This is a genomic window from Sphingobacterium sp. B29, assembly GCF_001952815.1.
GTDB classification, from domain to species: domain Bacteria; phylum Bacteroidota; class Bacteroidia; order Sphingobacteriales; family Sphingobacteriaceae; genus Sphingobacterium; species Sphingobacterium siyangense.
In genome coordinates this window covers 4,908,283-4,933,156 of sequence record NZ_CP019158.1, presented here as the reverse complement: position 1 = coordinate 4,933,156, position 24,874 = coordinate 4,908,283, and the positions used below count along the sequence as shown (strand labels likewise).

Annotated in this window: 19 protein-coding genes; 10 read left to right on the top strand and 9 right to left on the bottom strand. The window is 37.5% G+C overall.

Annotation, left to right across the window (positions count from 1 at the left end; genetic code table 11):
• Nucleotides 1–2: 2 nt before the first annotated feature.
• Together BV902_RS21100 and BV902_RS21095 are read right to left on the bottom strand one after the other, a co-directional pair.
• Complete coding sequence (locus BV902_RS21100) at nt 3–3,899, bottom strand: P-loop NTPase (RefSeq protein ID WP_075993634.1); 3,897 nt, start codon at nt 3,897–3,899, stop codon at nt 3–5.
• Between the two features lie 22 nt (nt 3,900–3,921).
• A complete protein-coding gene (locus tag BV902_RS21095) occupies nt 3,922–4,329 on the bottom strand; it encodes a hypothetical protein (RefSeq protein ID WP_075993633.1) in 408 nt (135 codons plus the stop codon).
• A gap of 424 nt (nt 4,330–4,753) precedes the next feature.
• Here BV902_RS21095 and BV902_RS21090 point away from each other — a divergent pair, with 424 nt between their 5' ends.
• Nucleotides 4,754–7,672: an RNA-directed DNA polymerase gene (locus BV902_RS21090; protein WP_075993632.1), complete on the top strand. Its 2,919-nt coding sequence runs from the start codon at nt 4,754–4,756 to the stop codon at nt 7,670–7,672.
• A gap of 93 nt (nt 7,673–7,765) precedes the next feature.
• Nucleotides 7,766–8,446, top strand: a complete 681-nt coding sequence (locus BV902_RS21085) for a hypothetical protein (RefSeq protein WP_075993631.1) — start codon at nt 7,766–7,768, stop codon at nt 8,444–8,446.
• Here the strand turns inward: BV902_RS21085 and istB are convergent.
• Both istB and istA read right to left on the bottom strand, forming a co-directional pair.
• Nucleotides 8,429–9,145, bottom strand: a complete 717-nt coding sequence (gene istB / locus BV902_RS21080) for an IS21-like element helper ATPase IstB (protein ID WP_201668617.1) — start codon at nt 9,143–9,145, stop codon at nt 8,429–8,431. The genes BV902_RS21085 and istB overlap by 18 nt on opposite strands.
• Before the next feature lie 48 nt (nt 9,146–9,193).
• A complete protein-coding gene (gene istA / locus BV902_RS21075) occupies nt 9,194–10,696 on the bottom strand; it encodes an IS21 family transposase (RefSeq protein WP_216640387.1) in 1,503 nt (500 codons plus the stop codon).
• Nucleotides 10,697–10,915: 219 nt separating this feature from the next.
• Here istA and BV902_RS21070 point away from each other — a divergent pair, with 219 nt between their 5' ends.
• The gene (locus tag BV902_RS21070; RefSeq protein WP_075993630.1) at nt 10,916–11,215 is read left to right on the top strand and encodes a hypothetical protein; all 300 of its coding nucleotides are present in this window, start codon (nt 10,916–10,918) and stop codon (nt 11,213–11,215) included.
• Nucleotides 11,216–11,358: 143 nt separating this feature from the next.
• Here the strand turns inward: BV902_RS21070 and BV902_RS21065 are convergent, their stop codons facing one another.
• Entirely contained in the window at nt 11,359–11,805 is a 447-nt protein-coding gene (locus BV902_RS21065) for a helix-turn-helix domain-containing protein (RefSeq protein ID WP_075993629.1), read from the bottom strand.
• 788 nt (nt 11,806–12,593) lie between these two features.
• Between BV902_RS21065 and BV902_RS21060 the strand changes: the two genes are divergently transcribed.
• The 3 genes from BV902_RS21060 to BV902_RS21050 are packed head-to-tail and all read left to right on the top strand — an operon-like array spanning nt 12,594 to nt 18,438.
• On the top strand, nt 12,594–13,823 hold the full coding sequence (locus BV902_RS21060; RefSeq protein WP_075993628.1) for a TlpA family protein disulfide reductase: 1,230 nt from the start codon (nt 12,594–12,596) through the stop codon (nt 13,821–13,823).
• Nucleotides 13,824–13,829: 6 nt separating this feature from the next.
• Complete coding sequence (locus BV902_RS21055; RefSeq protein WP_075993627.1) at nt 13,830–17,054, top strand: SusC/RagA family TonB-linked outer membrane protein; 3,225 nt, start codon at nt 13,830–13,832, stop codon at nt 17,052–17,054.
• Between the two features lie 10 nt (nt 17,055–17,064).
• Entirely contained in the window at nt 17,065–18,438 is a 1,374-nt protein-coding gene (locus tag BV902_RS21050; protein ID WP_075993626.1) for a RagB/SusD family nutrient uptake outer membrane protein, read from the top strand.
• Nucleotides 18,439–18,496: 58 nt separating this feature from the next.
• On the opposite strand, the gene BV902_RS21045 is transcribed toward BV902_RS21050, so the two are convergent.
• From BV902_RS21045 to BV902_RS21030, 4 genes are all read right to left on the bottom strand, one after another.
• Nucleotides 18,497–18,802 carry a hypothetical protein gene (locus tag BV902_RS21045; RefSeq protein WP_075993625.1) on the bottom strand — a complete coding sequence of 102 codons (306 nt, stop codon included), beginning with the start codon at nt 18,800–18,802 and terminating at the stop codon, nt 18,497–18,499.
• Between the two features lie 163 nt (nt 18,803–18,965).
• Nucleotides 18,966–19,637 (bottom strand): DoxX family protein, encoded by a 672-nt coding sequence (locus tag BV902_RS21040; RefSeq protein WP_075993624.1) that lies wholly within the window; start codon nt 19,635–19,637, stop codon nt 18,966–18,968.
• 95 nt (nt 19,638–19,732) lie between these two features.
• A complete protein-coding gene (locus BV902_RS21035) occupies nt 19,733–20,605 on the bottom strand; it encodes a hypothetical protein (RefSeq protein WP_075993623.1) in 873 nt (290 codons plus the stop codon).
• A gap of 21 nt (nt 20,606–20,626) precedes the next feature.
• Nucleotides 20,627–21,619 (bottom strand): helix-turn-helix domain-containing protein, encoded by a 993-nt coding sequence (locus BV902_RS21030; protein ID WP_075993622.1) that lies wholly within the window; start codon nt 21,617–21,619, stop codon nt 20,627–20,629.
• Nucleotides 21,620–21,935: 316 nt separating this feature from the next.
• Between BV902_RS21030 and BV902_RS27480 the strand changes: the two genes are divergently transcribed.
• The 4 genes from BV902_RS27480 to BV902_RS21015 all read left to right on the top strand — a co-directional run bounded on the left by BV902_RS27480 (nt 21,936) and on the right by BV902_RS21015 (nt 24,855).
• Complete coding sequence (locus BV902_RS27480; RefSeq protein WP_157626165.1) at nt 21,936–22,076, top strand: hypothetical protein; 141 nt, start codon at nt 21,936–21,938, stop codon at nt 22,074–22,076.
• A gap of 76 nt (nt 22,077–22,152) precedes the next feature.
• A complete protein-coding gene (locus BV902_RS21025) occupies nt 22,153–23,037 on the top strand; it encodes a hypothetical protein (RefSeq protein WP_075993621.1) in 885 nt (294 codons plus the stop codon).
• Between the two features lie 46 nt (nt 23,038–23,083).
• Nucleotides 23,084–24,115: a hypothetical protein gene (locus BV902_RS21020; RefSeq protein WP_157626163.1), complete on the top strand. Its 1,032-nt coding sequence runs from the start codon at nt 23,084–23,086 to the stop codon at nt 24,113–24,115.
• Nucleotides 24,112–24,855 (top strand): LytR/AlgR family response regulator transcription factor, encoded by a 744-nt coding sequence (locus BV902_RS21015; protein ID WP_075993619.1) that lies wholly within the window; start codon nt 24,112–24,114, stop codon nt 24,853–24,855. The genes BV902_RS21020 and BV902_RS21015 overlap by 4 nt, the downstream gene beginning before the upstream one ends.
• The last annotated feature ends 19 nt before the right edge of the window (nt 24,856–24,874 follow it).

Here is a 24,874-nt window from a genome sequence, read left to right as displayed (position 1 = left end):
AATCAACTAATTTTTTGATTAGATACTTTAAATAATTGATTGACAATATCGGATTTTGTATAAATTCTATTATCATCAACCCCTTCGTATACGAAATCGGAAAATTCTTCATATTCTTGATTTAGCGAGGTCATTAATTTTTTTATCGATTTTGCCGTTTGAATCTCAGTTGAATGCAACCAATTGCATTCGATCTCTGAATTTTTATCGAGAAGGGTTCTGTGTTCAGATAATTTCCATAATTCAAATAATACTTTGCATCGATTTTCAATATCTTGAGCCTTTAGTGAAGGAGGAGGCAAGCTTATTTCAGGCAAATCACTAATTATTTTTAAATCATTACCAAGAGGAATTGGTGTTAATCTGTCTAAATTTATATTATCTTCTCCTAACAAATTTTTATAAAATGCGTCAAAATAATCCTTTTTGAATCTCACCCCACCTAGCGATACACCATTTTTAACAATAATTACTGTGAAATAGTCAATTTCTAGGAGCGATAATAGGCACAGATCTAGTGAAAATTGAAAGATCTCACTTTCATTTGCAAAATCAGCTCCTTCAACACCAAATGTGGCATAAGTAACAGTAGATGTCTCTTTCAACTTATTTGGAAGAATGAATCTATAATGAGAGTCTTTTTGAATAGTAGTTAGCATAGATTTTAAGCTATTTAATTTTCCATATTTAGTTTCTTTCCACCATTCTTCTACGGCTAATTTGCCAATACGATCTGCTTTTTTCCTTTCTAAAGGAATTTGAGATACATAGTATTTTATTGTTGCATAAAGTCGTTCAAAACATTTTTCCTCTTCTAAACAAATTTTGTCAGAATCGAAATAAGATATAGTTTTGCTTTCAATTTTCTTAAAAGCTTTTTGCATTTTTGGTAATCCAAAGTAAACATCATTTAAATTAATAAGGAAAACATTACGATCATGAATTTCTTTGGGTTTAAAAAGATTTAATAATTGATTATTTATCAACGAAACCGAGGAGGTCCAATTATTTATATCTTTTTCTTCAGATAGATGTCTTTCTTGCTCAAAAAAGCTTTTTTTGTACTTAGGATAGCTTTTTTTTGAAGAAATGCAATTACTAAGTTTTTCATTTATTTCAATTAATTCAGGAAGCACTTTATCTTTCTTTTCATTATTATTCTCAAGTAATGAATCGATAAATCTCGTAATAATCTTGGTCCATTCTAGTACAGTTTTACGGATTTCAATAATATTATATTGCCAGTCATAGGCCGAAGTTTCGTGATAATTTTTTTGTATAATAGACAACCATATTTGATTGAGATGAACGTCAAATTTATCTCCGATTACATCGGGGGATAGATGTTTAATAGAATTCTGCTTTACTACGGATACAAGTTCTTCAGAAGGAAACGGTAGTAGTATAGCTTCAGTACAATATTTTTTGTAAAAAGGAAGAAAAGAATATATTGTTTGAATCCTCGATACACTTAGTTCATTAGCTTTATCTGCTTCATTATCAAATAAAAGATATTTGATTTTTATTTGCTCCCCCTGTTCTTCTATTATCAAAGAGTTTGTGTTGAATTTTAGGTAACTAATTATAGAGTTTCTATTTTTGGCGATGAATTCCTTTATCGCGGTAGGATTACTAAGCCTCATAAAGAGCATCAGTTCTTTCGCTTCACTAACATCCATATTCAAAAGATCCTCTATGGTAATTTTACTTTGAATAAATGGTAGTTTAAGAGGAAGTGCCAATTCGTCGAACCATTTTATTAAGAATTCTAGCCCCTGATAAGAGGTAATGGGAGTTGTTCGTTTTTCTAATTCGGCTTTCAGCGATCTAGCAAATAAGACTAAATCACTGTCTTCAAAGGTGTAGTCAGGTAACTTCGCTTTCAGTTCATCGAGTTCTTGAAAAGATTTGTTTTTTTTACCCGTTATTACAGATAATTCACTTAAAGTGTTTAATTTAGTAAATGGTACTGTTACCATTGTGAACAATTGAATTGCTCCCATATTAAACGCTTTATCAAATAAATCTTTATTTGTAAGCCAATATCTTTGGGGCTCCCCATGCATAATGCCATCGAAAGCAAAAACTATATCTGAAATTTCGCCCTTACTTAAAAAGTTTGCAAGTTCTTTATAAAAAGAAGATTTACCTTCTTCAGAAAGCAAAAAGGGAGCATTAATAAAAAAATCGTGTCTATGATTATCATCCAATATCATCAAGAGATTAATCATTGAGTTTTCAATAGGTATGTTGTGGTGAAGAAGGTTCTTCAAATGGTTTGATCGAACTGGATGGAGTCCTTCTATATATTGACTGTCAAAATTTAGGAAATATTCTTTTTCAAGTTCATTTAATATTAAGCCTCTATCTTGCTGAAAACCTATTACCGATTTTATGTAATTTATAAGTCTAATTGTTTCAAGTTTGATATCTAAACAGTCTGCTAATGAAACCATTCTCAAAATTTCAATCTTTGCAGACGCTGAAATTGAATTATTGAGATATTTTATTTGATCAGCAAGTCTATCATTGATCATCTGCCCCTTTGTAAGGAGGTAAGTGTATTCGATTAATAGTCCCTTGTCATACACTTGTTCCCAAATAGGTTGCCAATTTATAATTTCACTATGTATTTTATTTTTCTTTTTTAGCTGGTCAAAAATTTCTTTAGCTTCTTGAATAGATAAGTTGATATCTATGTGGATGAGATTAATTCTCGAAATGTCCCCACCGAATCTAGACCAATCTTCATTCCTTGAAGTGATTATAAATTTTATTGGTAGCTCATAAGCCCGATCTACAATTTCGGCCCAAAAGACTACAGCATTGCTTAAGCCATCTATGATTACCAAAGGAATTTCACCAATGATTACTCTTGATTGTAGAAATTCCATTACTGAATTAGCTTCGTTAATATTTCTACATGAATGCAATTGATAAAGTGAATATTTATTACTTAAATTAAATCCTACCTGCCAAGCAAGAGTAGACTTTCCTTGTCCACTCGATGCTCGTATTACAGCTACATCTGCTTTTCGGATCGTTTCCTCAATTAGTTTTTCCCAACTTTTTCTCTTGGTCGGTAAACCCATTGCAATATGTTGTGGTCTAGCAGCCTTACCATCATAATAATCATCTAACTTTAAATCTGATTTTTCATACAATATTGGTGCGATCCAATTATTTTGTATTGCTTTATTTGTTGGAGATTTAGAAGATGAGTCTTTGACGCTCTGAAAAAGTTTGACTATGTCTAGTTGATTGACAGTTGCTCTATCTTTAGACCAAATTAGAATGTTGTAAAACAATGCATTAAGAAATTGGGCTTCTGCACCTTTATTGATATCCCATTCTTTGTATAACAAAACTTGTATATTTTTATATAGATCCTCAGATGCGCGATATTCGAATGAAATGCAATCTAGAAAATCTACGAAATCTATTGTTTGAGATAGAGTATTCAATTTACTGATCCAAAACTCTGGAATAGTATCACCCTTTTTTCTGTTTTTAATATACGAGAGATTTCCCTTGGAAATGGCCATGTTATGTACCATTTTAAATTTACTATTGGCTTTGTTTTTATATACTTCAAGAAAGTTTTGAAGAACCCCTAAAGTCCAAAAAGTTCCAGCATCCATCACGTTAACTGATGATTTCAATTGGACGTACTCAGCGTCTACAGTAATATTAGATGAAGAATGAATATCGATGTCCTCAATTCCTTCCATTTGAATAGAATTAATTTTGGAGTTCTGTTTTAATTCTTCCAAAATTCTATAAGCAGTATATAAGATTTGAAAATGGATACCCTTAAAATTAATGGCCCCACCATTTCTTTTTTCTAATACACGGTCCAAATTTCCTGTTAACTGAGATAAAGTAGGTGTTTGATTCATTATTGTAATATTAAAATCAGTATTAGAGTATTTTGCCGTTTATCCAACTATCAACCTTCAAAAGTTCGTTGAATTGATTTTCAAGACTTTTGACCATTGAGTTTATCATCGGAGTTGTTAATGGAAATTCAATTGTTTTCTTTAAAAGATCTTCAGATAGATCACTTTCTTGAGAATGTTTTAATAGCTTTATATATTGACTAAAAGTAATGTCTTCGAAGATAAACTTATCATAGGCATTATTTTTCTTGCAATACTCTTCCATTTTTTTTAAAACGGATAAGGACAAACTCCGGGTACTTTGAAATTGCGCGATGAAAAATTCACGTTCTTCATTTGGCTTTTTTGAATGATCATTTCTAAAGGTTAATATTGTAATAATACTGGCTATAGCTCCTAAGATAGAACATATAATTGTAAACGATTCCATAAAACAGAGGTAATGACTACTGATCAAAAATAATGTATTAATATTAAATATTCATAATATTTAATATTAAAGAAAATTAAACATTAAAATAATTTGGATCATAAATATCGTATAGAAAGTCGTCAACCATAACCCTCTGTTATTAAGGGAGACAAAAGGTGTAGATTTTAGAAATACCTCTCTATAGTTAATTCTGCTGGAAAAATCGGAGATGTCTAGAATACTAATTGGATATTAATAACTATCTTAGTTTCGAATTATTAATCTAACATATTCAAAATCGTAGTTAATCTAAGTGACTAAGCTTTTCTTTTGGATTTGCTCCCGTTTTGATATAGAGATAGAACGAATTGAATTTTCCTGTTCAAACATAAAGTTTAATAGGATTATCGTGAAATAGTTGAAAAAATATTCTAAAAAAAATATGGCTAATGACAGCATTTCTATGGAAGAACTATTGTTCACCTATAGAAAAGTAAAAAGGGAATTATTCTATGAGAAGGATTATATACGGTTAAATCGTATTCCTTTGTTTGAAGAAAATATTGAAGATAAGCTTTCATATCTCTTGTCCATATTGGAGGGTACAGAATCCGAATTGAAAAGTTTTATCAACAATCCCGAAAATATCGGGACTGGCGAATTTATTTTCAAAGATATTTCATTTGATGATTTGAGTAAATCTGCTGTGAAAAAATCTATAAAAAATTTGGAAAGGAATCTTTTCAAAATAAAGGAGATTGATTTTAGATTTATAGGGGATATTTCGATATATTTTCAAATTATTGGGGGCTTGTGGCTAAACCGAATTGGATACAAACTCGACCGAAATTTTCCTTCCAATGTATATGGTTGTAGGCTGAAAAAATGTGATGATAGTCTTAATCTGCCTTACTATAGGCAAAATGATACATTATATAAACCTTATTTTAATGATTATAAAAAATGGCAAAACGATCTTTTTAAATCAATTGAAATAGATAAAGATGTTTTAGTTATTACTTCCGATCTCAAAAAATATTATCATTCTATTGAGTTAGAGGAGTTAAAGTTTAAGGTTGAAGAATTGTGCTCTGAATTAGAATTGACTAAAATAGATTTATTAGTTAATAAGCTTCTCTTTCAAATGTTAGAGAAATTTAATGAATTAAATAATGGACAATATCAAAGCTTTTTCCAACAAAACAATCTAGACTCCAAAAAACATGGACTTCCTTTGACTCTAAATGTTTCACGAGTTTTAGCAAATATATATTTATTGGAGCTAGATAAAGATATACTCGAAAATTTGAAGCCACTATACTATGGTAGGTATGTTGATGATATTATAATTGCCTTAGAAAATATTGGATTTGATAATGAAGAATTAGATTTAAAAAGTATTCTGAAGCCGCTTAAAACATTTTTAATTTCTGAAGATGGGGACTTAACATATAAAGATGGGACAGTCACCTCCGTGAAATTCAATTCCGAAAAGGAGAATATTTTTATTTTTAATGCTAAAGAAGATATAACAGAAATCAATCAATTAAAAAAATCTATAAATAAGACTTCAAGTGAATGGAAGCTAATGCCAGATAATTCTGATTATGATGATGTTGAAAATATGGATCTTTTCCATGAATTGAACCGCGAATGTGAGGATGTCAATGGACTTAGAAAATCTAGTGGATTAATATTAAAAAGGAATAAATTTATTAAGGAGATTGTTGGTTTTGAGACATTTATTTGTTCCTATGATAGGAATATTTGGCAAAAGAGACTAAATAACTTTTTGAATATTATTGAAAATTATATTTTTGATTTTAAAAATTTTGTTGATCTAAGCAAATATATCCCACGATTATTTGGTTTAATTATTCATTCTAATAACGAGGTCCTGATTAAGCGCTATTTTGAGAATTTAAGTAGTGTTCTAAAACATTTAAAAGAGCAAAGTGTTTACCAGACATATTTAGAAAATGCTAAACGTTTTCTAAATGTTAAAATTGGAGAAAATATCCTTACTAGTAACTCTCTTGACAAGATAAATAGCGAATATGCTCACAAATGGTTAAAAGAGAAAGCACCTGAAAATCTAATTAAGAAGGATACACTTTATAATGTACAACTTTTTTTTAATGTTGATTTACATAAAATACCCTATAAGGAAACCTATTATAAATTTAAAGAATTTAAAGAATATAAAGTTCAAAATATCACAGAATCAAAAATTATCTTTCTTAGAGATATATTTTTTGATGCCGACATATTTGACTTTATTGATCGAAATAATGGTATTGTTGGAAATATAGCGTCATCAACTGGTTTCTTTTTTTTTACAAGACGACTGTCTTTACTAGAGCTCACCATAACATTTAAGAATAGTGTTATTGAGGAAGATCGAGGATTGTTTCGGAAGTTGGCAGAAAAGTATTACCATAAATACGAAATCTCAGTTAATGATAAGTATAAGGGGGTGGATACCTTAAATTTCATTGATTTTACAAATACAAATACAAATAATAACCCAAGTATTTGTAATACACATTTTTTTACAGATAATAATTCTTTTGATTCCACTGTTAGGCAATTTAGACTTGATGCGGATAAATCAAGGTATGATAGATTAATCGAGATAGTAAATAATATAATTAAAGATAGTCGAAATATTAATTATGCTGTATTTCATGAACTATGTCTACCAAGAAATATTTATGTTCAAATAGCTAGAAAGTTGAGCTTAGTGGGCGTTAATCTTATTGCTGGTTTGGAATATAAATTCGATGACAAAACCGTGGATAATCAATTAATATATGTTCTAAATTGCAATCATAATAGAGGTGATTCTGTCGCGTTATACCAATCAAAAATAATAGGGGCGATTCATGAAAGTGATGAAATTCGAAGAAAGAAAGATTTAGTTATTTTACCAAAGTATATGAAGAAGTTGATCATCAGACACTGCGGATTTGTTTTTAGTGGTCTTATTTGTAATGATATGCTTGATATAAATAATAGAGCTGTGCTAAGAGGTAATATTGATACATTATTTGTTGTGGCTTGGAATCAAGACTTGGAAACGTATCAACATCTAGTTAATTCAGCGTCTTTGGATATTCATTGTTTTTTATCAATATGTAATAATAAAGTGTATGGTGACACAAGAATTAGAGCTCCATATAAAGACAGTTGGATGAGAGATATTCAGAAAATTCATGGAGGAGAATTAGATACATTTATTATATCAAAACTTGATATACAGGGGTTGAGGGATTTTCAAACAAACCATATAGCTCCAGAAAAGCCGTTTAAACCCCTTCCAACGGGTTTTGAAATTTCACCAGAAAGACAGAGAATATAAATTAGAAAATATCAATTTGACATTGTAAGATACTTGTTATATGATCTGTATATTATAGTAATCTAGCTTTAATGTTGTAATTTGACTTCAAATATGACTAAGGATAAAACTATTATTGTCTGTGTATTGTGCGCAGTGATAGCTGTGACATATGGATTGTTATTTGCAACAGTAAGTCTTAAAGCAGAAGAACAAGATTTTAAAACATTCGAAGTTGTAACCGGAATATTTGGTTTGTTGTTAACTTTTGGAACAGTCATCTATGCCTATCAAGCATATCAGCAACAAAAAAATCAAAATCAATTTAATGAAAGACAGTTGGAAATTAGTAGATATGAATTGCAATATTCTCGTGCTTTAGATTTAGTGTATAAGCAGATGGATATTATTGATAAGAAAATCTCACGATTTCAAGGAAACTTAAATAATTTGGGGAGGTATAAAGATCTTTCAGATTTACCATTGTTTATTCGGGATTTAAAAATCGTTATTTCAAATTTTCATTCTATGTCGTTTATTATTGAACAATTTCTTTCAAGAACAACACTTCATCCAAATGACAAATCATACCTCTATTTATTTTTTAGTGAAAATCTACCTCCAGATTTTATTATAATCCCACATAGGTATGTTAGACATATTGATAAAATGGGTTCAACTATTGATGCATATTCCGGTGATGTTGACCCCTTTCCGGCGATACTGACCCCTCTGATTTTGGTTATCTGGGGGATTTTCACCAATAGCCTGACAATATTACCTTTTTTTTCTTAGACTTTCACCCTTAAGTTCAATTCGGTGTGAAGTATGTACAATCCGGTCCAATACGGCGTCGGCGATTGTATCTTCCCCAATCACATCATACCAGCTTGCTACGGGAAGCTGACTGGCTATAATGGTCGATGATCTGGCATGCCTATCTTCAATAATTTCCATCAGGTCCAGCCTTTGCTGCTGGTCTAGATTTACAAGACCAAAGTCATCCAGGATCAGCAGGTCAGCTTTTGCAATCCTGTCCAAAAGTTTGTGCATTGATCCTTCCAGTCTGGCAATCTTGGTTCGCTGGAGCAGCTTCTGTAGATTGAAGTATAAGACCTTTTTTCCCTGTGAGCATGCTTTTAAACCAAGGGCTGAGGCCAGAAAGCTTTTTCCGCACCCCGTCGCGCCCGATATCAGTAGCGGCTCACCTCTTTCAATGTACCCGCCAGTAATTAGGTCAGCGATCTGGGCTTTGTCCATACCGCGTTTGGGATCCATATTGAGCTCCTCAACCGATGCCTGATAGCGAAAGGCAGCATTCTTTTTTAGTCTGTCAAACCGTTTTTCTTCCCGGCTGTCCAGCTCCGACTGCAAGAGCAGCTGCAACCCATCCTCAAAGTTAAGTTCTGTCATACGACGGGTTTCCACCAGCGCTTTCCAGCTACGCTCCATGCCCAATAGCCGGAGACTTTTCATGTTGTGTTCAATGTTCACTGTAATTGATTTTTATGTTATGAATAATACCCCCGGTTCCTGATATTTTCATGCAGGGGAAGTTTTTTTTTCGATCTGTGCGCCCTGGTGCTCCGGAAAGTTTACCATGCCGGTTATTAAAAGGCCTTCAACAAACTTATACCGTAGCTGGCGATGAGTAATAGCCACCTGGCAGGCCTTTATAAACAGGTCGCTGTAGGTTCTTTGAAGCCTGAACAGTCCGTCACATGTCCTGTAAAGCTGTTCAGGATGGCGTTTCTGGTCAAAGATCATCTGTACCAGTTCACTGAATACCGGAGATATGGCATTTGCTCTTGTAAGGTAATGGGCAGGGTTCCTTTTTCTGAACTCACGGTACCTGGCATCCAGATGTTCCTCCAGGGTGGTGTAGGCATTCTGTTTTGGGCTCCTCTGATGCAGGGCAACCTGTTTTCCTCCAACAAAGATGTGCACGAGATTCTTGGTGTAGATAACCTGTGCTTTCTTTCCGATATAGCAACTCGGGGCACTATAGAAGTGTCTGTCCCTGCCAAGATAGACGTGCCCGTTTTCACCGATCTTAAGCTCCGCATAATATTTTAGTGCAAAGCGATGCTCGGGTAATGGTAACAGAAGATGTTTTTCACAGCTGAGGAACCGTTCCTGCCGACAATAACTCCTGTTCTGCATACGCGTCTGGTTCAGCTTCAATACACAGTCTTCAACGGCGCTGTTGAGGGCTGATAATGAGAAAAAGCTCCTGTTTCGAAGTTTGGCAAATACCTGCGTATAAATGATCTTTACATGGTTTTCTACGGCACTCTTGTCCCTGGGCTTTCCAGCGCGTGCAGGAACGATAACAGTACCGTAATAATTGGCCAGATCTTCCATACAGCGGTTGATTTCCGGTTCGTACCTGTCACTTTTTATAACCGCAGACTTAAGATTGTCCGGAACGATACATCTTGGCACCCCGCCAAGAAACTGTATACATTTATCCAGCGCGTCCAAAAAGTCGGGTGTCTTCTGGCTCGGCACAGCTGTGGCATAACAATAATTGGAAAAAGGAAGACAGGCTACAAATATCTCACAATTTATGATCTCACCGGTATTACCATCGATAAAATGAAGCTTCTTGCCGGAAAAGTCGATATAAAGTTTATCTGCTGGCGTATGTTCCATGACCATCGAGCTGCGCTTCTGTACTTTGAGATATTGTCCCAGGTGGAAACAGAACTGTGAAAGTTCATAGCCGTCCGACACGCTCTGCTTATATTCTTCCCAAAGAAGTTTACGGGTAACACCGGGACGGCCGAGTTCTTGCTGAAAATAGGAAAGCCGCTCTTTGAAATCCTCAAACCGGGCATCACGATAGGCTGGATTACCGGCATTCAGAAGCCCGTCGAGAATCGGATCCTCCAGTTCCAGCAGCTCGTTCATGTTGAGCTTTGCCTGACCGATCTTGAAAAGATAGGTCTTTACGGTGTTCTTACTCAGTGATAAACAACGTGCTATCGCTTTTATGGCATAGCCCTGCTGTTTCAATCTTATCAATTGTTTTATCTGACTCATGGGTCTTGATTTACCGGCCATTGGAATAACTCTTAAAAATCTTATCCCAAATAAATCAAAATAACCAAGGGGGGCAAGATGCTCCGGAATTAGACCCCATATTATTTTTGAGGGGTCAGTATGATCCGGAATAAATCCATCTAAATCTTATAGGGGGTCAACATCTGCCGGAATGGCATGCGATAACTCAATGGAATCGCGCATATACTCCAGTGCAAAGTGCCGGAATCATGGGGTCAATTTACTCCGGAATATGCAATTGAAGAAGTTCGAAAAAATGCTCTTTCATATTACCTTGAAAAGGAAAAAATAAATGTTGTAAATTCTAATTCTGAATATCAAGATAATTCAGATGAATGGTTTGAAAAGTTTATTTTAGAGAAAGACGAAAATATTATCGAAGAATATCTAAGAGATATTCAGATTTTAGCTAATTATGCTTATGGCGCTTTAGACGCTAGAAAAAGATTGTTAGATCCCAAGTATAAATCAAAAATATTTTCATTTAGAAAGTCGTAGCAATTGATATAATATTTATAACAGGTTCTGTGTGGTGTTAAAAAGCTCGAGCAAAAAATTACTGATTTTCAAGGTATCGCATTAAGATCCGTTTTTAGGGACTGAAAAGTTGTTGTTACATTTTCCGTAAACTCTCTGATATCTTACTTTTTTTTCAACCTCTTTACCTCGTCCGCTAAATCTGCAACCACTTTGGTCAAATCTAAAATCGCCTGAGTTTTAACAGCGTCGTCCTTAACAAGTCTTTCTAAGAGCGAAGTTAATTTGGAAGTTTCATTGAATATGGGTTGGTGATTTTGATGTGCGACGGCATGATCTTTAAAGTCATGATTATGTTGGATATTATAAATTGCATTATCATCATTAAAATTTTTGATAAATTCAACAGTAACACCTAAAGCGAGAGCTAACTCTTCAAGAGTGGGTTCTTCAATAACGATTTGACTCTCAATCTCTGATATTTTCTGTTGAGAAAAATTGCTTGGACACATTTTACCCAATGCCTCTTGCTTGATTCCCTGCATCCTACGAAGCTTTGCTACGACTTCGCCCTGTTTAATTTTTCTTTCATCTTGAAATACAACACTCATAATTTATTCGATTAAATAAATCCGTAAAATACGGGTAAGTTACCCGTTTGGTACCAAAATCTAATTTGGTATCTTTGACCTAAAGGTACGATTATTTGTCGATAAAATCAGTCTTAAGAACATTTAAAGCCACTTTTAAAGCAAATAATTTGTCTTTGGCATATTAAAACAATACATTTGCACCATCTTAATAGGTGGTAGCACTTATGAGTCTTGTCTACGAAACCTGAGAAATTTCAAATGGAGCAAGGCGATAAGTGGATCAAAACGCCCGTCGGTAATGGCGCGGCGTCCGCTTACTCGTTCCATAGGCTTCTCAGGGCCACGTAGACAGTAGGTTGGATGCCGCGCCATTGTTGGTTTATACACCTGCCACAAGACTCGTTTCAATAAACAAACGAGTATGAAAAAAAAGCAAATTACCAAAAACAAGATTAAGCCAGCGGAGTAGCTCTGCAAACAAAGTCATATAATGACTCCTAATCTTGAAGAGCGTAGCGACCCTATTATTTACCTAGAAAATCTCAATCAAACGCTCTTAGGTTGCAATTATCAATCATTTTTTATTTGTGACCTAAGCAAGGCTTAGGAGCAAAAGCGATGCGTTTGTAAGTATCAGAAAAGGATTCTAATCCAAGCAGGTCACAGCCCTATTAACACCTTTAAAAATGACTCATTTTTACAAGGGGGGGAGTGAACTGCCTATTGCGCAATACTTCTACCCAAAACAAGCTAAGTCGAATTGCTTAAAATTGTCAATCCTTTTCTGGGGTATTGTAATGTTTTCTATGTTTAGTTTATCAGCTCAGACGCCCCGCAAGGACAGCGGGGTCGATGGGCTATTGATTAAACCGCTGAAAGTGGGCGATAGCATCCCAGAGTCCCTTTGGGATTTGCCAATTGATATCGTTAATGCTCCATCTCAAAGTGATTCATTTAAACTTAGTCAGTTACGAGACAAGAAATTGATCATCATTGATTTTTGGGCAACATGGTGTAGTCCCTGTATCAAGTCCATCCACAAGCTGGATAGCTTACAGCTAATTTTTAAAGATAATTTAGCGGTATTTGCCACAAGTTATGAAGATGCAGATCGAGTAAATGCTTTCCTGAAAAAACAGGGAATAAAACTATTCTCGGGTACGAAAACGGAATATCTGAAACAGTATTTCCCCCATAAAATGATCCCGCATCAGGTATGGATTAAAAATGGAAAAATCATCGCAATTACCGAAGGATCCAACACAACAGGTGAAAATATTCGGCGCGCTTTGAAAGACGATTCGTTTAAGCTTGCGACTAAAAATGATCGCCTCGATTTCTCTACCAGTCGCTATCTTGCAGATTTTATCGATACCGCTAAGGTTAATAGCTTCGCTGTTTCAACATTCAGTAGTGGACAAAAAGGGCTCGGCAGTATTATCTCGCAGGTGATTTCACAAAACAAAATCTTTGCCAATTACACCAATGCTGATCCGATTTCCATGTTTATGCGGACCTTGCAACAACCCAACAACAAAACTATCGTCATCAATAAAAAGCTATTGGAGATAGATAAACTTCCCGGTATGGAGGCCATGTTCTGCTACCAATTGATCAGCAAGGATACCACCAGATCATTCTGGGTAAGAAGAGTTTTAAATGATCTATCGCTTCAATTTAATGTCAAAATGGAGCGTAAGCTAGTAGTCAAAGACTGTATTATTATTGGCAAATTGAAAGGAAGTAATATTAAAGAGAGCATCACCAATTCTGGCCATCCACAGGACTTTCAAGACTTTGTTAAGCTGCTCAATTTTTCAGTACGATGGAAGGTTGACCAGCCTCTTTTTATAGATGAATCGGGCTTTACGGATAAAGTGACGATGCCTTACTATAAAAACCTCCAATTTAATCTTGATAAGCTCAATCTTGCCCTAAGACCTTATGGTCTTATTGCTTCGAAAAAGAAAAGAAAAATAGAGGTGCTCATCCTTGCGGATAACAATATAGCTGAAATTAAGCCTAACATAAGATAACCTATAATGAACCCTATACTACAATTACATAGTGGGATCAAAGTATACTTTGTTCTCCTCATCATATCCTTATTATCAGTCAATTTTGGCTATAGTCAAAATAATCGAGGTCTATTGGCCGGAATAGTGCGTGACTCCTCCACAAACACACCTATAGATGGTGTTACCATTACACTTGTCGGTGGATCATCGATAAAAGCGTCTACCGATAATAAGGGCAAATTCGAAATTAAAACAAATGTGCCGAAAGGAAGCCTGACCTTATCGCGGATAGGGTACCTGCCTAAAACAATAGCATTTGACTTGCATTTATCCAGCACGATAGAAATTGGATTAGCTAAAGCAGACAATATGCTGCAGGAGGTACTGATCAATACAGGATACCAGCGTATTTCAAAAGAAAGGGCAGTGGGCAGTGTCGATGTGATCGGAACAGAGCTGATCAATCGGAATGTCGGTGCAAACATAATCGAACGTATCGAGAACCTCTCTCCGGGATTATTGGTCAATCATGGGGATGCGGCAGCGCAGGATGCTTTTCTGATCCGTGGCCGTAGCACCATCAATGCCGAAGCCAAACCTTTGATCGTACTGGACAACTTTCCGTATGAAGGTGATCTGGAAAATATCAATCCCAATGATATTGCCTCCGTATCTGTTCTTAAAGATGCAGCTGCTGCCTCCATTTGGGGTGCACGTGCTGGTAATGGTGTTATTGTACTGACCAGCAAAAAAGGAAAAATAGGAGCGACCACAGTCTCCTGGAATAGTAACTTGTCCTATAAGGGAAAGCCTGACCTTGATCACCGCAAAATCATGTCTTCGGCAGATCGTATCGCTTTGGAAAAGTTTCTTTTTGACAATGGCCGATACGATGCTTATAAAAATCCGACAACCTTAGGAAATAGAATTGCTGTCGTACCGGATGCGGTGGAACTGATGATTGCCAACGCGCCTGATCTTGATGCGCAGTTAGCACAACTGGCTGGTCAGGATGTGAAAGAAGATCTTCGGAAATATTTTTATCAGGGCACACTAAATAGTCAGAATGCCGTGAATGTCAGTGGTGCAAATGACAGGATGCAGTATTACATTTCAACTGGTTTGGATCAAGGGCGTAGTCAATTGGTTGGTACATCCAATCAGCGATTTACACTGCGTTCCAACAATCGCTTCAAAGTAACGGATCGGCTCGGATTTGAAACGACAATCAGTTATATCCGTACAAACAACAAGAATGGAAATAATGATGGGATGGGAACAGCACCCTCTGGTACGTATACCTTATCACCGTATGCACGCTTGGCTGATGACAATGGGAAGGCGTTGCCCGTGTATCTGAATTATAGAAAAGGATTTTTGGACACTGTCGGTAATGGCCGCTTGTTGGACTGGACATATCGTCCCTTAGACGAAATAAATCGCGAGACGCATTCCACAGACAAGCAGGATTTACTTTTCGCTGTCTCGGCGGACTATAAAGTTCTCGATGGATTGCAGGCTTCGCTCCAATACCAATATCAGCATCAGTCCGGCAATGGTCGGGATCTATTTTCCGAGGAATCGTATTATGCGCGAAACAATATCAATGATCTTGCGCAGATCAATCGCACCACAGGTCTGGTCACTTATCCATTTCCCTTGGGTGGGATTATCTGGCAAAATTATAGCAGCACCCGCAGCCATCAAGGGAGAGGGCAGCTCAATTATTCTAAAAATTGGAAGCAAGAACATCAACTGGATGCGATGGCCGGATTTGAGATCCGTACAATTCGGACTCAAAATGAAAACTACCAAAATATAGGCTATAATGCCGAAAATGGCGCCATAGCTAATCAAGTGGATCTGTTGACTTATTTTCCACGGCGGACAACAACGGCAACGAGGCGAATCGCATTTAATGATTATAAGGATGGCGCTGTAGACAACTTCTTGTCTTACTTTGGCAATTTATCTTATCGCTACAAAAATCGGTATGATGTATACGCCAGTTTACGAAAGGATGAAGCGAATCTCTTCGGCCTCAATACAAATGACAAGGGGACACCATTATGGTCATTAGGTGCGGCCTGGGATATGGCAAAGGAAGATATCGGACTGAACAAACTGTTTTCCCGCTTTAAACTTAGGGGGACCTATGGTGCCAGCGGAAATATTGCGCGCAATGCCAATGCGATATCGACCATTACATTAAATACAAGCGGTACTACGCATCCTTTCCCAACAGCTTATCTAAATAATATTGCCAATAGTAAGCTCTCCTGGGAAAGAGTGAAGCAGTGGAATGTGGGGATTGATTTTGAGTTTTTGAATAAGCGTATTTCAGGAAAGATCGATTGGTACACTAAAAAAGCGGTCGATCTACTTGCCAGTACTCCAGTAGATCCTACCTACGGTGTGTCAAGTGTCTACATGAATGTGGCTGATATGAAGGGACGCGGCATTGATATTCAGATCAACACGCAGAATATTAAAGGCGCACTGAGCTGGGAAACTGTATGGATGTATAGTCATACAAGTTCCAAAATAACAAAGTACTTATTGCCGGTAGCGAGCACAAGCCAGCAATACCTACCGATCACCTTAGCAAATCCGCTGGAGGGCAGACCGCTATTCAGTGTGTTCGCTTTGAAATGGGAGGGACTTGATCCGGCCAATGGCGATCCACAGGGGTTATTGGCAGGAAATCTTTCGAAGGACTACAATGCTTTGTATAACCAGACGCCCTTGGAAGATCTTGTTTTCTTTGGCACTGCCCAGCCGACACATTTCGGCGCGGTAAGGAATAGATTTATCTATAAACAATTTGATATTTCTTTTAGTATCAGCTTCAAATTCGGTTATTATTTTAGGACAAATTCGGTGAATTATACCAATATGTTTGCCGGTGACTGGTACGGGCATGCAGACTATGCGGCTAGGTGGCAAGAAACTGGGGATGAAATGTACACAGCTATTCCTTCCCTTGTATATCCGGCTAATGTGAATCGGGATAATTTTTATAAATATGCTGAGGTACTTGTGCAGCGTGGCGATCACATCCGTTTTGATGACATCAATATTGGCTATTCCATTCCTAAACTCGGAAAATTGAAAAATGTAAGAGCCTTTCTATATTTCAGCAATCTGGGAATGCTATGGAAAGCGAATCACCGCGCCATTGATCCTTACTATAACAATAATCCAAGAGAAGCGAGACAGGTCGCATTTGGTCTAAACCTTTCACTTTAATTTTTAACACATGAAATCAATTATAAAACTGTTGATAATAAGCCTACTATTCAGTGGATGCAGCAAGGAAGAGTTTCTTAATGAAAAACCTAAAGATTCATTGATCATCCCGACCACATTGGTTCATTTTCAGGCACTATTGGATAGGGATGACTATATTAACGGCACTGACGGCCAGGGGGTGACTCCACAACTGGGGGAGTCAGGCGCAGATAATTTTTTCTTGCTGGATGCAGATTTCAATGCAAACCTACGCCCTCAAATGCAAAACTATTATACCTGGAGTATACAGCCTTATGCGGGAGTGGAGGTATTAGATTGGAGATACCCTTACCGCGCGATATTGGTGGCAAATTCGGTACTCAACCATTTAGACAAGATAAATGCTTCGCAAGCTGATTTAAATCAGCTTAAAGCTCAGGCTTTATTCCATCGCGCCCATTTATTTTATCAGTTAGCGCAGGTTTTTGCACCGCCTTATCGTAAAGGGGCCGCTAATGATGAAAAATCAATCCCCCTGCGGGTGACAGAGGATATTAATGAAGTTCTGGTGAAGTCTACGGTGGCAGAAACCTACAGCCGCATTGTGGGCGATCTGAAGGAAAGTGTCAAATACCTGAAGGAAAATAATGATTTCCCGACAAGACCGTCCAAACAGGCTGGCTATGCTTTATTGTCTCGAGTGTATTTAACCATGCAGGACTATATGGAAGCAGAAAAATATGCTGACTCCTGCTTGGCTATCACAGATTTCCTCTTGGATTATAACCTGATCAATATGGCACTAACTGAACCATTGACAGGCAAAAATCAATCGGGCATCATCAAACCGGAGGTGATCTACTGGACTGGTATGCTTGCTGCTCCTTTTCAATATTATCCAACGACATTTTTAAGTGCTTTAATTCCCGATCAGCTTTATAACAGTTATGCCGAGAGTGATTTGCGCAAGAAATTGTTTTTTGAAAAAAGGCCGACTGGATATCGATTTAGGGGAACCTATAATTACTTCTCGACCCGAAGTAATTATTTCTCTGGCCTTGCTGTGGATGAGGTGTTTTTAAATCGGGCAGAATGCCGCGTGAGAAATGGCAAGGTCACACCTGGACTTGATGATTTAAATCATTTAATGGAGAAGCGCTGGGAAAAAGGGAAATATGTGCCTGTTGAAAATCTTTCTCAGGCAGAAGCCTTGAAGGTAATTTTAGATGAGCGTAGAAAAGAATTGATTTTTCGTGGGATTCGTTGGTCAGATCTGCGACGGTTAAATATCGAGGGTGCCAATATCACTTTGGAAAGAACGGTAAATGGAACGAAATACGTTTTGCCTCCCAATGATCCGCGCTGGACATGGCCATTTCCGTTGGAAGTAACAGCAAAATAAATAGAAAACCCCGTGAAAGAAAATTCTTTTACGGGGCTTCCTTTGCTAACCAAAAGTATTAGGGCTCTACATGATAACGATCGACAGCTGGTGTAGAATCATTTATTTCCGATGGTGCTGTACCAGGTGCAAAACCCTTGGCACAAAGATCAGTAATAGCTTCCTGACATCCATTGGAAGGCTCATCTGTAGGACCCCCAGAAAGTAACTGGTACGATCCATCAGGTTGTTTTTCATACCAGTCCATTGGAGCGGCATATTTAGTGGTGTTTGCAGATGTCAACGACCAAGTTGATAATCCGGCTGCAATGGCTAATCCTAGAATAGGCATCACATTTGTTTTGATAAATTTAATGAGGTTCATAACCTTAACTTTAAATGGTAAATAAGTTGTTTTTAACCGCCTGTAGCTGCCAATTTTTTCTGTCCGTAGCCCTCAGCAGGAATACAGGGTAATCCATGTCTTTTGGCAGACGCGCCCTTCACTCCGATAGCCTTGCATCAGAGATCCGCTGTGGCTTTTGGTGCTATTCTTTCGTATGCTTATGCTTACATTTCAACCTATGCAGGGTTTCCCTTTTTCGATTTCTCATTAATGGGATCGAATTGGTGATTTTATAACGATCTATATTATTTTGCTTGTCAATATGAAGGTTAGATTTTAATAGCCACCATTGGAGTACAAAGGCCCAGCTGCTGATTAGTAGTAGAAAGAGGTTTAATACAAAATGTTTTTTCCAGCCAATCTGAATGATCAGACCGCAATTACAGGGTAGCTTATCACTCCATACATGTAATATGGCCAATCCGACATAGACTGTAAACGCCATCATTAATAGTGCTGATAATCCCAGCCCAAATAACCGGGTGCGATGATAGCCGATCAATAGTGCGGCAATAAGCTCACTACCTGGTATAGCGTATGCCAAGAACATGCCAAAAGGTCTTGGAAATGGCTGACGAAGCATGCCTTCCATATTTTGGTCAAAACCTGTAAGCTTGTTGTAAGCGACGAAAATCCAGAGGCCCATCATCAGTGAGCCATAAAAAGTCACCGCGATTTCTTTCCAATGAACTAAGCAAAAGCGAACGACGAGCATCGGAAATCGCGACAATAATTGGATTCCCGCTTTCACTAACGAAGGGAGCTTTCCAATTTGAAAATCTTGATGGCTGATCTGTCTATTTGTATTGTTCATCTGTTTACTAAGTTTACAACACTAAATTACCTTCTTAAACCGCCCTAGTGTTAGGCCAAATTTGATCGAGCGATATGCCAAGTTTGTTCGGCTTCTTAGCAGCCTTCATAATCTGTAAGCAGATAGGGATAGCCTTTAGGAAATTCATCATAAACATGGAGGTAGGCCAATACAAATGGGCATACCCAGCGTCGGTTGAATAGGTCGACAATTGACGATAGGTTAAGCGGATCAATGTAGGTGCTGTCATAACGATCAAGGATTTCGCTGATATCGGATTTAATCTGCTGGCGCCGACTATTTTTTTCTTCGTAGTCTAGATCCCCATACAGGATAGCCCAATACATATCTTGCAACTCTACAATGTAGAGTAATTCACCATGCCAATAATCCAGCTTAAAGCCATGTTTTTTTAGAATTGTAAATAAAAGTTCCAGACAGTGATGTACGTCCATCTCATCGAGATAGGGTGGCGGAAAGGCCGTGAAAGCGATGTTAGCCCATTCTTTGTCGACCTGATTATTGACATAAGCCAACTGGATCATGATGCCTTCACAATGCAATTCGTCAAAATAGTAAGCATCAAACTCATGGTCTCGGTAGAGAGCGGAGGTAAAGGTGATTTCAATCAATATGCTGGATAGGATATAGAAGAGCTCCAGATGATCATTGCCAATTGGAGGAAAGGTGAGGTAGAGGTATTCATCAAAACTGAGTTGTGGTTCGGAGGTGATTTCCTGATCCGAGTCCGATCGCCTAAAGTCGATTCCTGTAGACAGATAATCATCCGTTTGGAAAAATTCGTGGTAGAACTCATAGCGACAGACCATAAGCTCCTGATGGAAGGAACTTTCTCGCCATCCTTCCGGAGCCAACAAGGTCATCAGTTGCGGTACGGCCTCATAAGTATCTTGAAGAATGGCTTGGGTGATTTTAGTGCCTAGTTTTTTGTTGTTGTTAAATTTCATGTTTAAGTTTATCGGTTATTTTTAGCGTTTGAGATTTTTTTCAATTTCGGCCTTAAACTGCGATGCAGTTTTGCCGGTCAACTTCTTTATAAACCGGTTCAGTTCACTCGGACCGCTAAATCCGGTCTCATCTGCAGTAGCACCAAGTTTATCATGCTCCACGATGGTAACTTGTACGAATGCCAGCAAGCGCATATTGCGTTCGTCTTGCATGCTGATACCGTAAAATTGATGGTATTGGCGGCTTAGACTCGCTGGATCGACACCTAGGACCTGAGCAATTTCATGGATGCGCGTCTTCGCGCCTTCATGAAAGACGATCACTTCGAGTAGTTCTTTCGCTTTCTGTGGGAGAGGAAGGATCGGATCCTCTACCTCGATGAGCTTAAAGCGGCTGAGATGAACCAGGAAAATTAAGTATCTGAGCAGGATATGCTCGTTATTTAGCGTATTGGGGTTAAGCTTGCTAAATAGAATGCGCAGATATTTGATGGTTAGCGGGCCGACCCTAAAGTCTGCACTTTTAAGTGTTGCCGCAGACTGTTCCTTCTTGGCTTGTATAAGATGTCTGATAAAAGAGAATTGCTGTAGGACAGGTGGTCTGAACATGCCCGCATCGACAATAAAGCCAATCAAAATGTGGTGGCCTACTGGCAGGTGAAGGTTGTAAATGCCTTTAGCGAGGTAAAAATATGCACCTTCTGCTTCTGATAGTTCGAAGGTAAAAGATTGATCCATACGTTTGCCGTAAATATGCCCTGTGCTTAACTGGGGATAGATGAGATGCAGGTCGTTCATGGTGATCTCCACCTGGAGATCCATTGCCTCGTTGATCCAATACTCGTAATAATAGAGGTAAGCATACCGCCCATCGAAGATCTGCTCGCTAATCTGGTTGTCTGTAGATTGCCAATGCATTTGCTCTGCATTGCGGATGGGGTAACTCAATGTTTGCTGAGGTTGGTTGACTGCGCTAAAACCCTCATCTAAAGAAAATTTGTAAGTTCTTTTCATCTCGATTATATAAATAGTTAAAAGATGATTTTATGAAGTTTAATTGGAGGGAGCCAAATATAATTGTACATGACTTGTTTTTTAATGCAGTTGACGGAATTAAATTTCAGATGACATTTTTTGATTGTGAATGACAGATCTAAGCTGTATTTGAATTGTAAGTGACATTAACCGGTATATGTACAATTTTTTTTGAAAGGATTTATTTGTTCTAACATATTTGCCACCGTCGGATCCGATATGGAGTAGTCAAGTGTTCGACAAAGGGAAGGTACAATCCTTTGAAGGACCAATTGTAAATCAAAGATAGTATGAAATGAAAATCTTGAAAGATCAGGTATTCAATGGCATAGATCAGGCAATGGAAGCGCAGCCTATTTTACAATGGGATGAGCTGCAATCTTTTATTTCCGGTGAGATCAAAGATGAGGAAAGTTGTCCCATCTTAACTTTCTAATTCGCGCAGCCAAATACCCTTGAGGGAGGAACGAAAACAGGGATGTTTTCTTCCTCCCTTCAATAAATCGCCTTAAATGATATATTCAGAAGACAACCACAGCTGGAGCTATGCGCTATTTTCGGCGCATCTGCACCGCTACATGCCCCGATTGAAATGGGAGCAACACCAATTTATTTACCAACAATGGTGCAATTATCATTTGCCCAAACCCTTGCATTCTAATCTGATTTGGAATACTGACGCTATAGAATCGCTCCCGAAAGCCGAACCGAGCATTTTGGTACTATATCACTTGGGGATGCATGCCTATATCCCCCAAATACTAGCTGAAAATAACATCCAGTTCGATATCTTAATGGATAGAAAAGTATTTGCAAAACATCAGGAAGAAATGTCAGCACTTCGTGATCTATGTCATGAAAAGGGAACATTACATCGCTTTTTGATGAGCGACGATCCAAGTGTACTATTGAAGGTCAGGACGACGACGCGTGCGGGGAGACACTTGCTGATATTTGCCGATGGAAATAGTGGAACTAAAGATACGCTGGAGAGAAAACTGAAAGTTAGTTTTTTGGAAAGCTCTATCTATGTACGCAAAGGTATTGCTGTACTGAGTTTTTTACTTCAAATGCCGATTGTCCCACTAGCCCATTCCGTCAAAGACGGCCGCTATTACCTTTTTATGGGGGAAGAGATTTTTCGATTGAGCCACGAAAGTAGAGAAGATTATCTATTGCGCAGTATGAAATTGCTGTTTCAATTCTTAGCCAATCAAATCAAGGATGAACCCTGGCGTTGGGAATGCTGGGCATATCTACATGTTCTCAATTGTTATAAAATCAAATCATATATAACGCCTAACTTTAGTTTGAAACTAGCAGAAAATATTCAGATCCAACTCAACGAAAAGAGAGGAATTTTTAATAGAAAATATTTTTGTTACCAATTTGAATAAAAATATTTTTTTAACTTAAACTTGTTAAGTAAACTGACGGGTTACCATGCGAAACATACTTCATTTGGCGTATCAGAATATGCTTGTTTTTGCTTTTATGTTGACTTTAGTAGGGTTGGCAAATTTGCTATGGAGTGAAGAAGCTATTCCCTTTATCCAGATTGTAATTGCTGCATCTTTGTATACGGCATACAGTTATGTGATAACTGTACTGTACTTTTATAGCTGGAAAGAAGGGAATAAACGAAGAATAGTCAGCGTTGTGCTGTATGTCCTTATTTCCCTGACTGTTATCCCCTGTATCCATACCTTAATTTATACGATACTTCCGAAGGTTAATATCCGTTTCTCCCGTCATGTGCAATCCGCTAATCTGCCAAAGTTTTATTTTAGGATTATCAGTGGATATCTGGTCGCTAATTTATTGGCGGCAGGAGTTTTCTTTCGTTATAAAGCATCGCTGTTAAAAAAGGAGAGAAATGAGCTGAATAAGGACTTGGAACAATTTAGGGAAAGGGCTTTGGGTATTCAATACACCTCGCATTTCCTGACAACGATATTCCTGACGAGCTTTGGTAAGATGTTGATCGATGAGGAACCATCCGATAAACGTACCAAACGGGATATCATCCAGTTTTTGGCTTATTTGCTGGAAATCGAGAAAAATGGTGAACTCAAACCTTTTGAGGAAGAGCTTGACGAGCTCAATTGTTTCGTTCGACTACTACAGGATTACTATGGAGAAAGAGCCGTTCGCTATGAGCCTACAATAGGAAAGCCTACTTACCCGGCAATACCAACAGGCATATTATTCTTCCCGTTGGAAAACTGTCTAAAACATGCCCTTATATCGGCAGATTATCCAATTGTATTTACGCTCCTTGGCAACGGGGTTGAAATGTCTTTGTGTTGCACAAACCATTGGGCGCCCAAAAGTGATAAAATCGGCACTGAAACTGGCTTTGGATTATTGCGCGCGAAACTGGAACAAGTAGATTATCAGACCACACTGGAGACACAGCAACAAAATGGGATCTTTTCTATACATATTAAACTAAAATTTTTTGAAAACAAATGAATAAGCTAAATTATAGGGTATTGATCGTGGACGATGAACCCAGTTCGTTGGTATATGTGCTGATGTCCTTAAAAGAGCTTCCTTTTATCAATGAGGATATCGAGATTGTGAATAATCCCGTGCAAGCCATTGAATATTTGAAAGAAAGTGAAGTGGATATTTTGATACTTGATATGGACCTTGGCGATGCCGATATCGATGGAATCAAACTGGCTAAATTGATCCCTAATCCGCCATTGATGGTGGCTTGTTCTGCGCATACAGATTATGTCTTTAAAGCCAACGAGGCCGGTATCTATACTTATTTCAGTAAAAAGATTAGTTTTAACGCCTTAAAGGCGAAAATGGAAGATGTAGTCGAGATGGTCGACAAAAGATTGGATATGAAAACGCGTGATGTAAAAACGCTGAGGGTGAAAACCTTGGATAGCAAAATGATTGATATTGAGGTGGAAGAAATTTTTTATGCCACGGTTAACAATCTTCTGGTTGATATTTTTATGAAGGAGGAGAGCCATCGCTATAGAGGAAGCCTTAGAGCATTACAATCCGAGCTTCCGGTCGCTAAGTTTGCGCGTCCACGACGTAATACCTTGGTTAATTTATCGAAGGTTGATCTAGTACGCACAGATGAATTATACTTGATGAAACCAAGAAATACTTTTCCTATTTTAATGACGAGATCGTATAAAGAGAATTTTAAACACCAATATGAAGTGTATAAACAAAATAATAAGTAAAGGGTAGGCTGCCCTCATT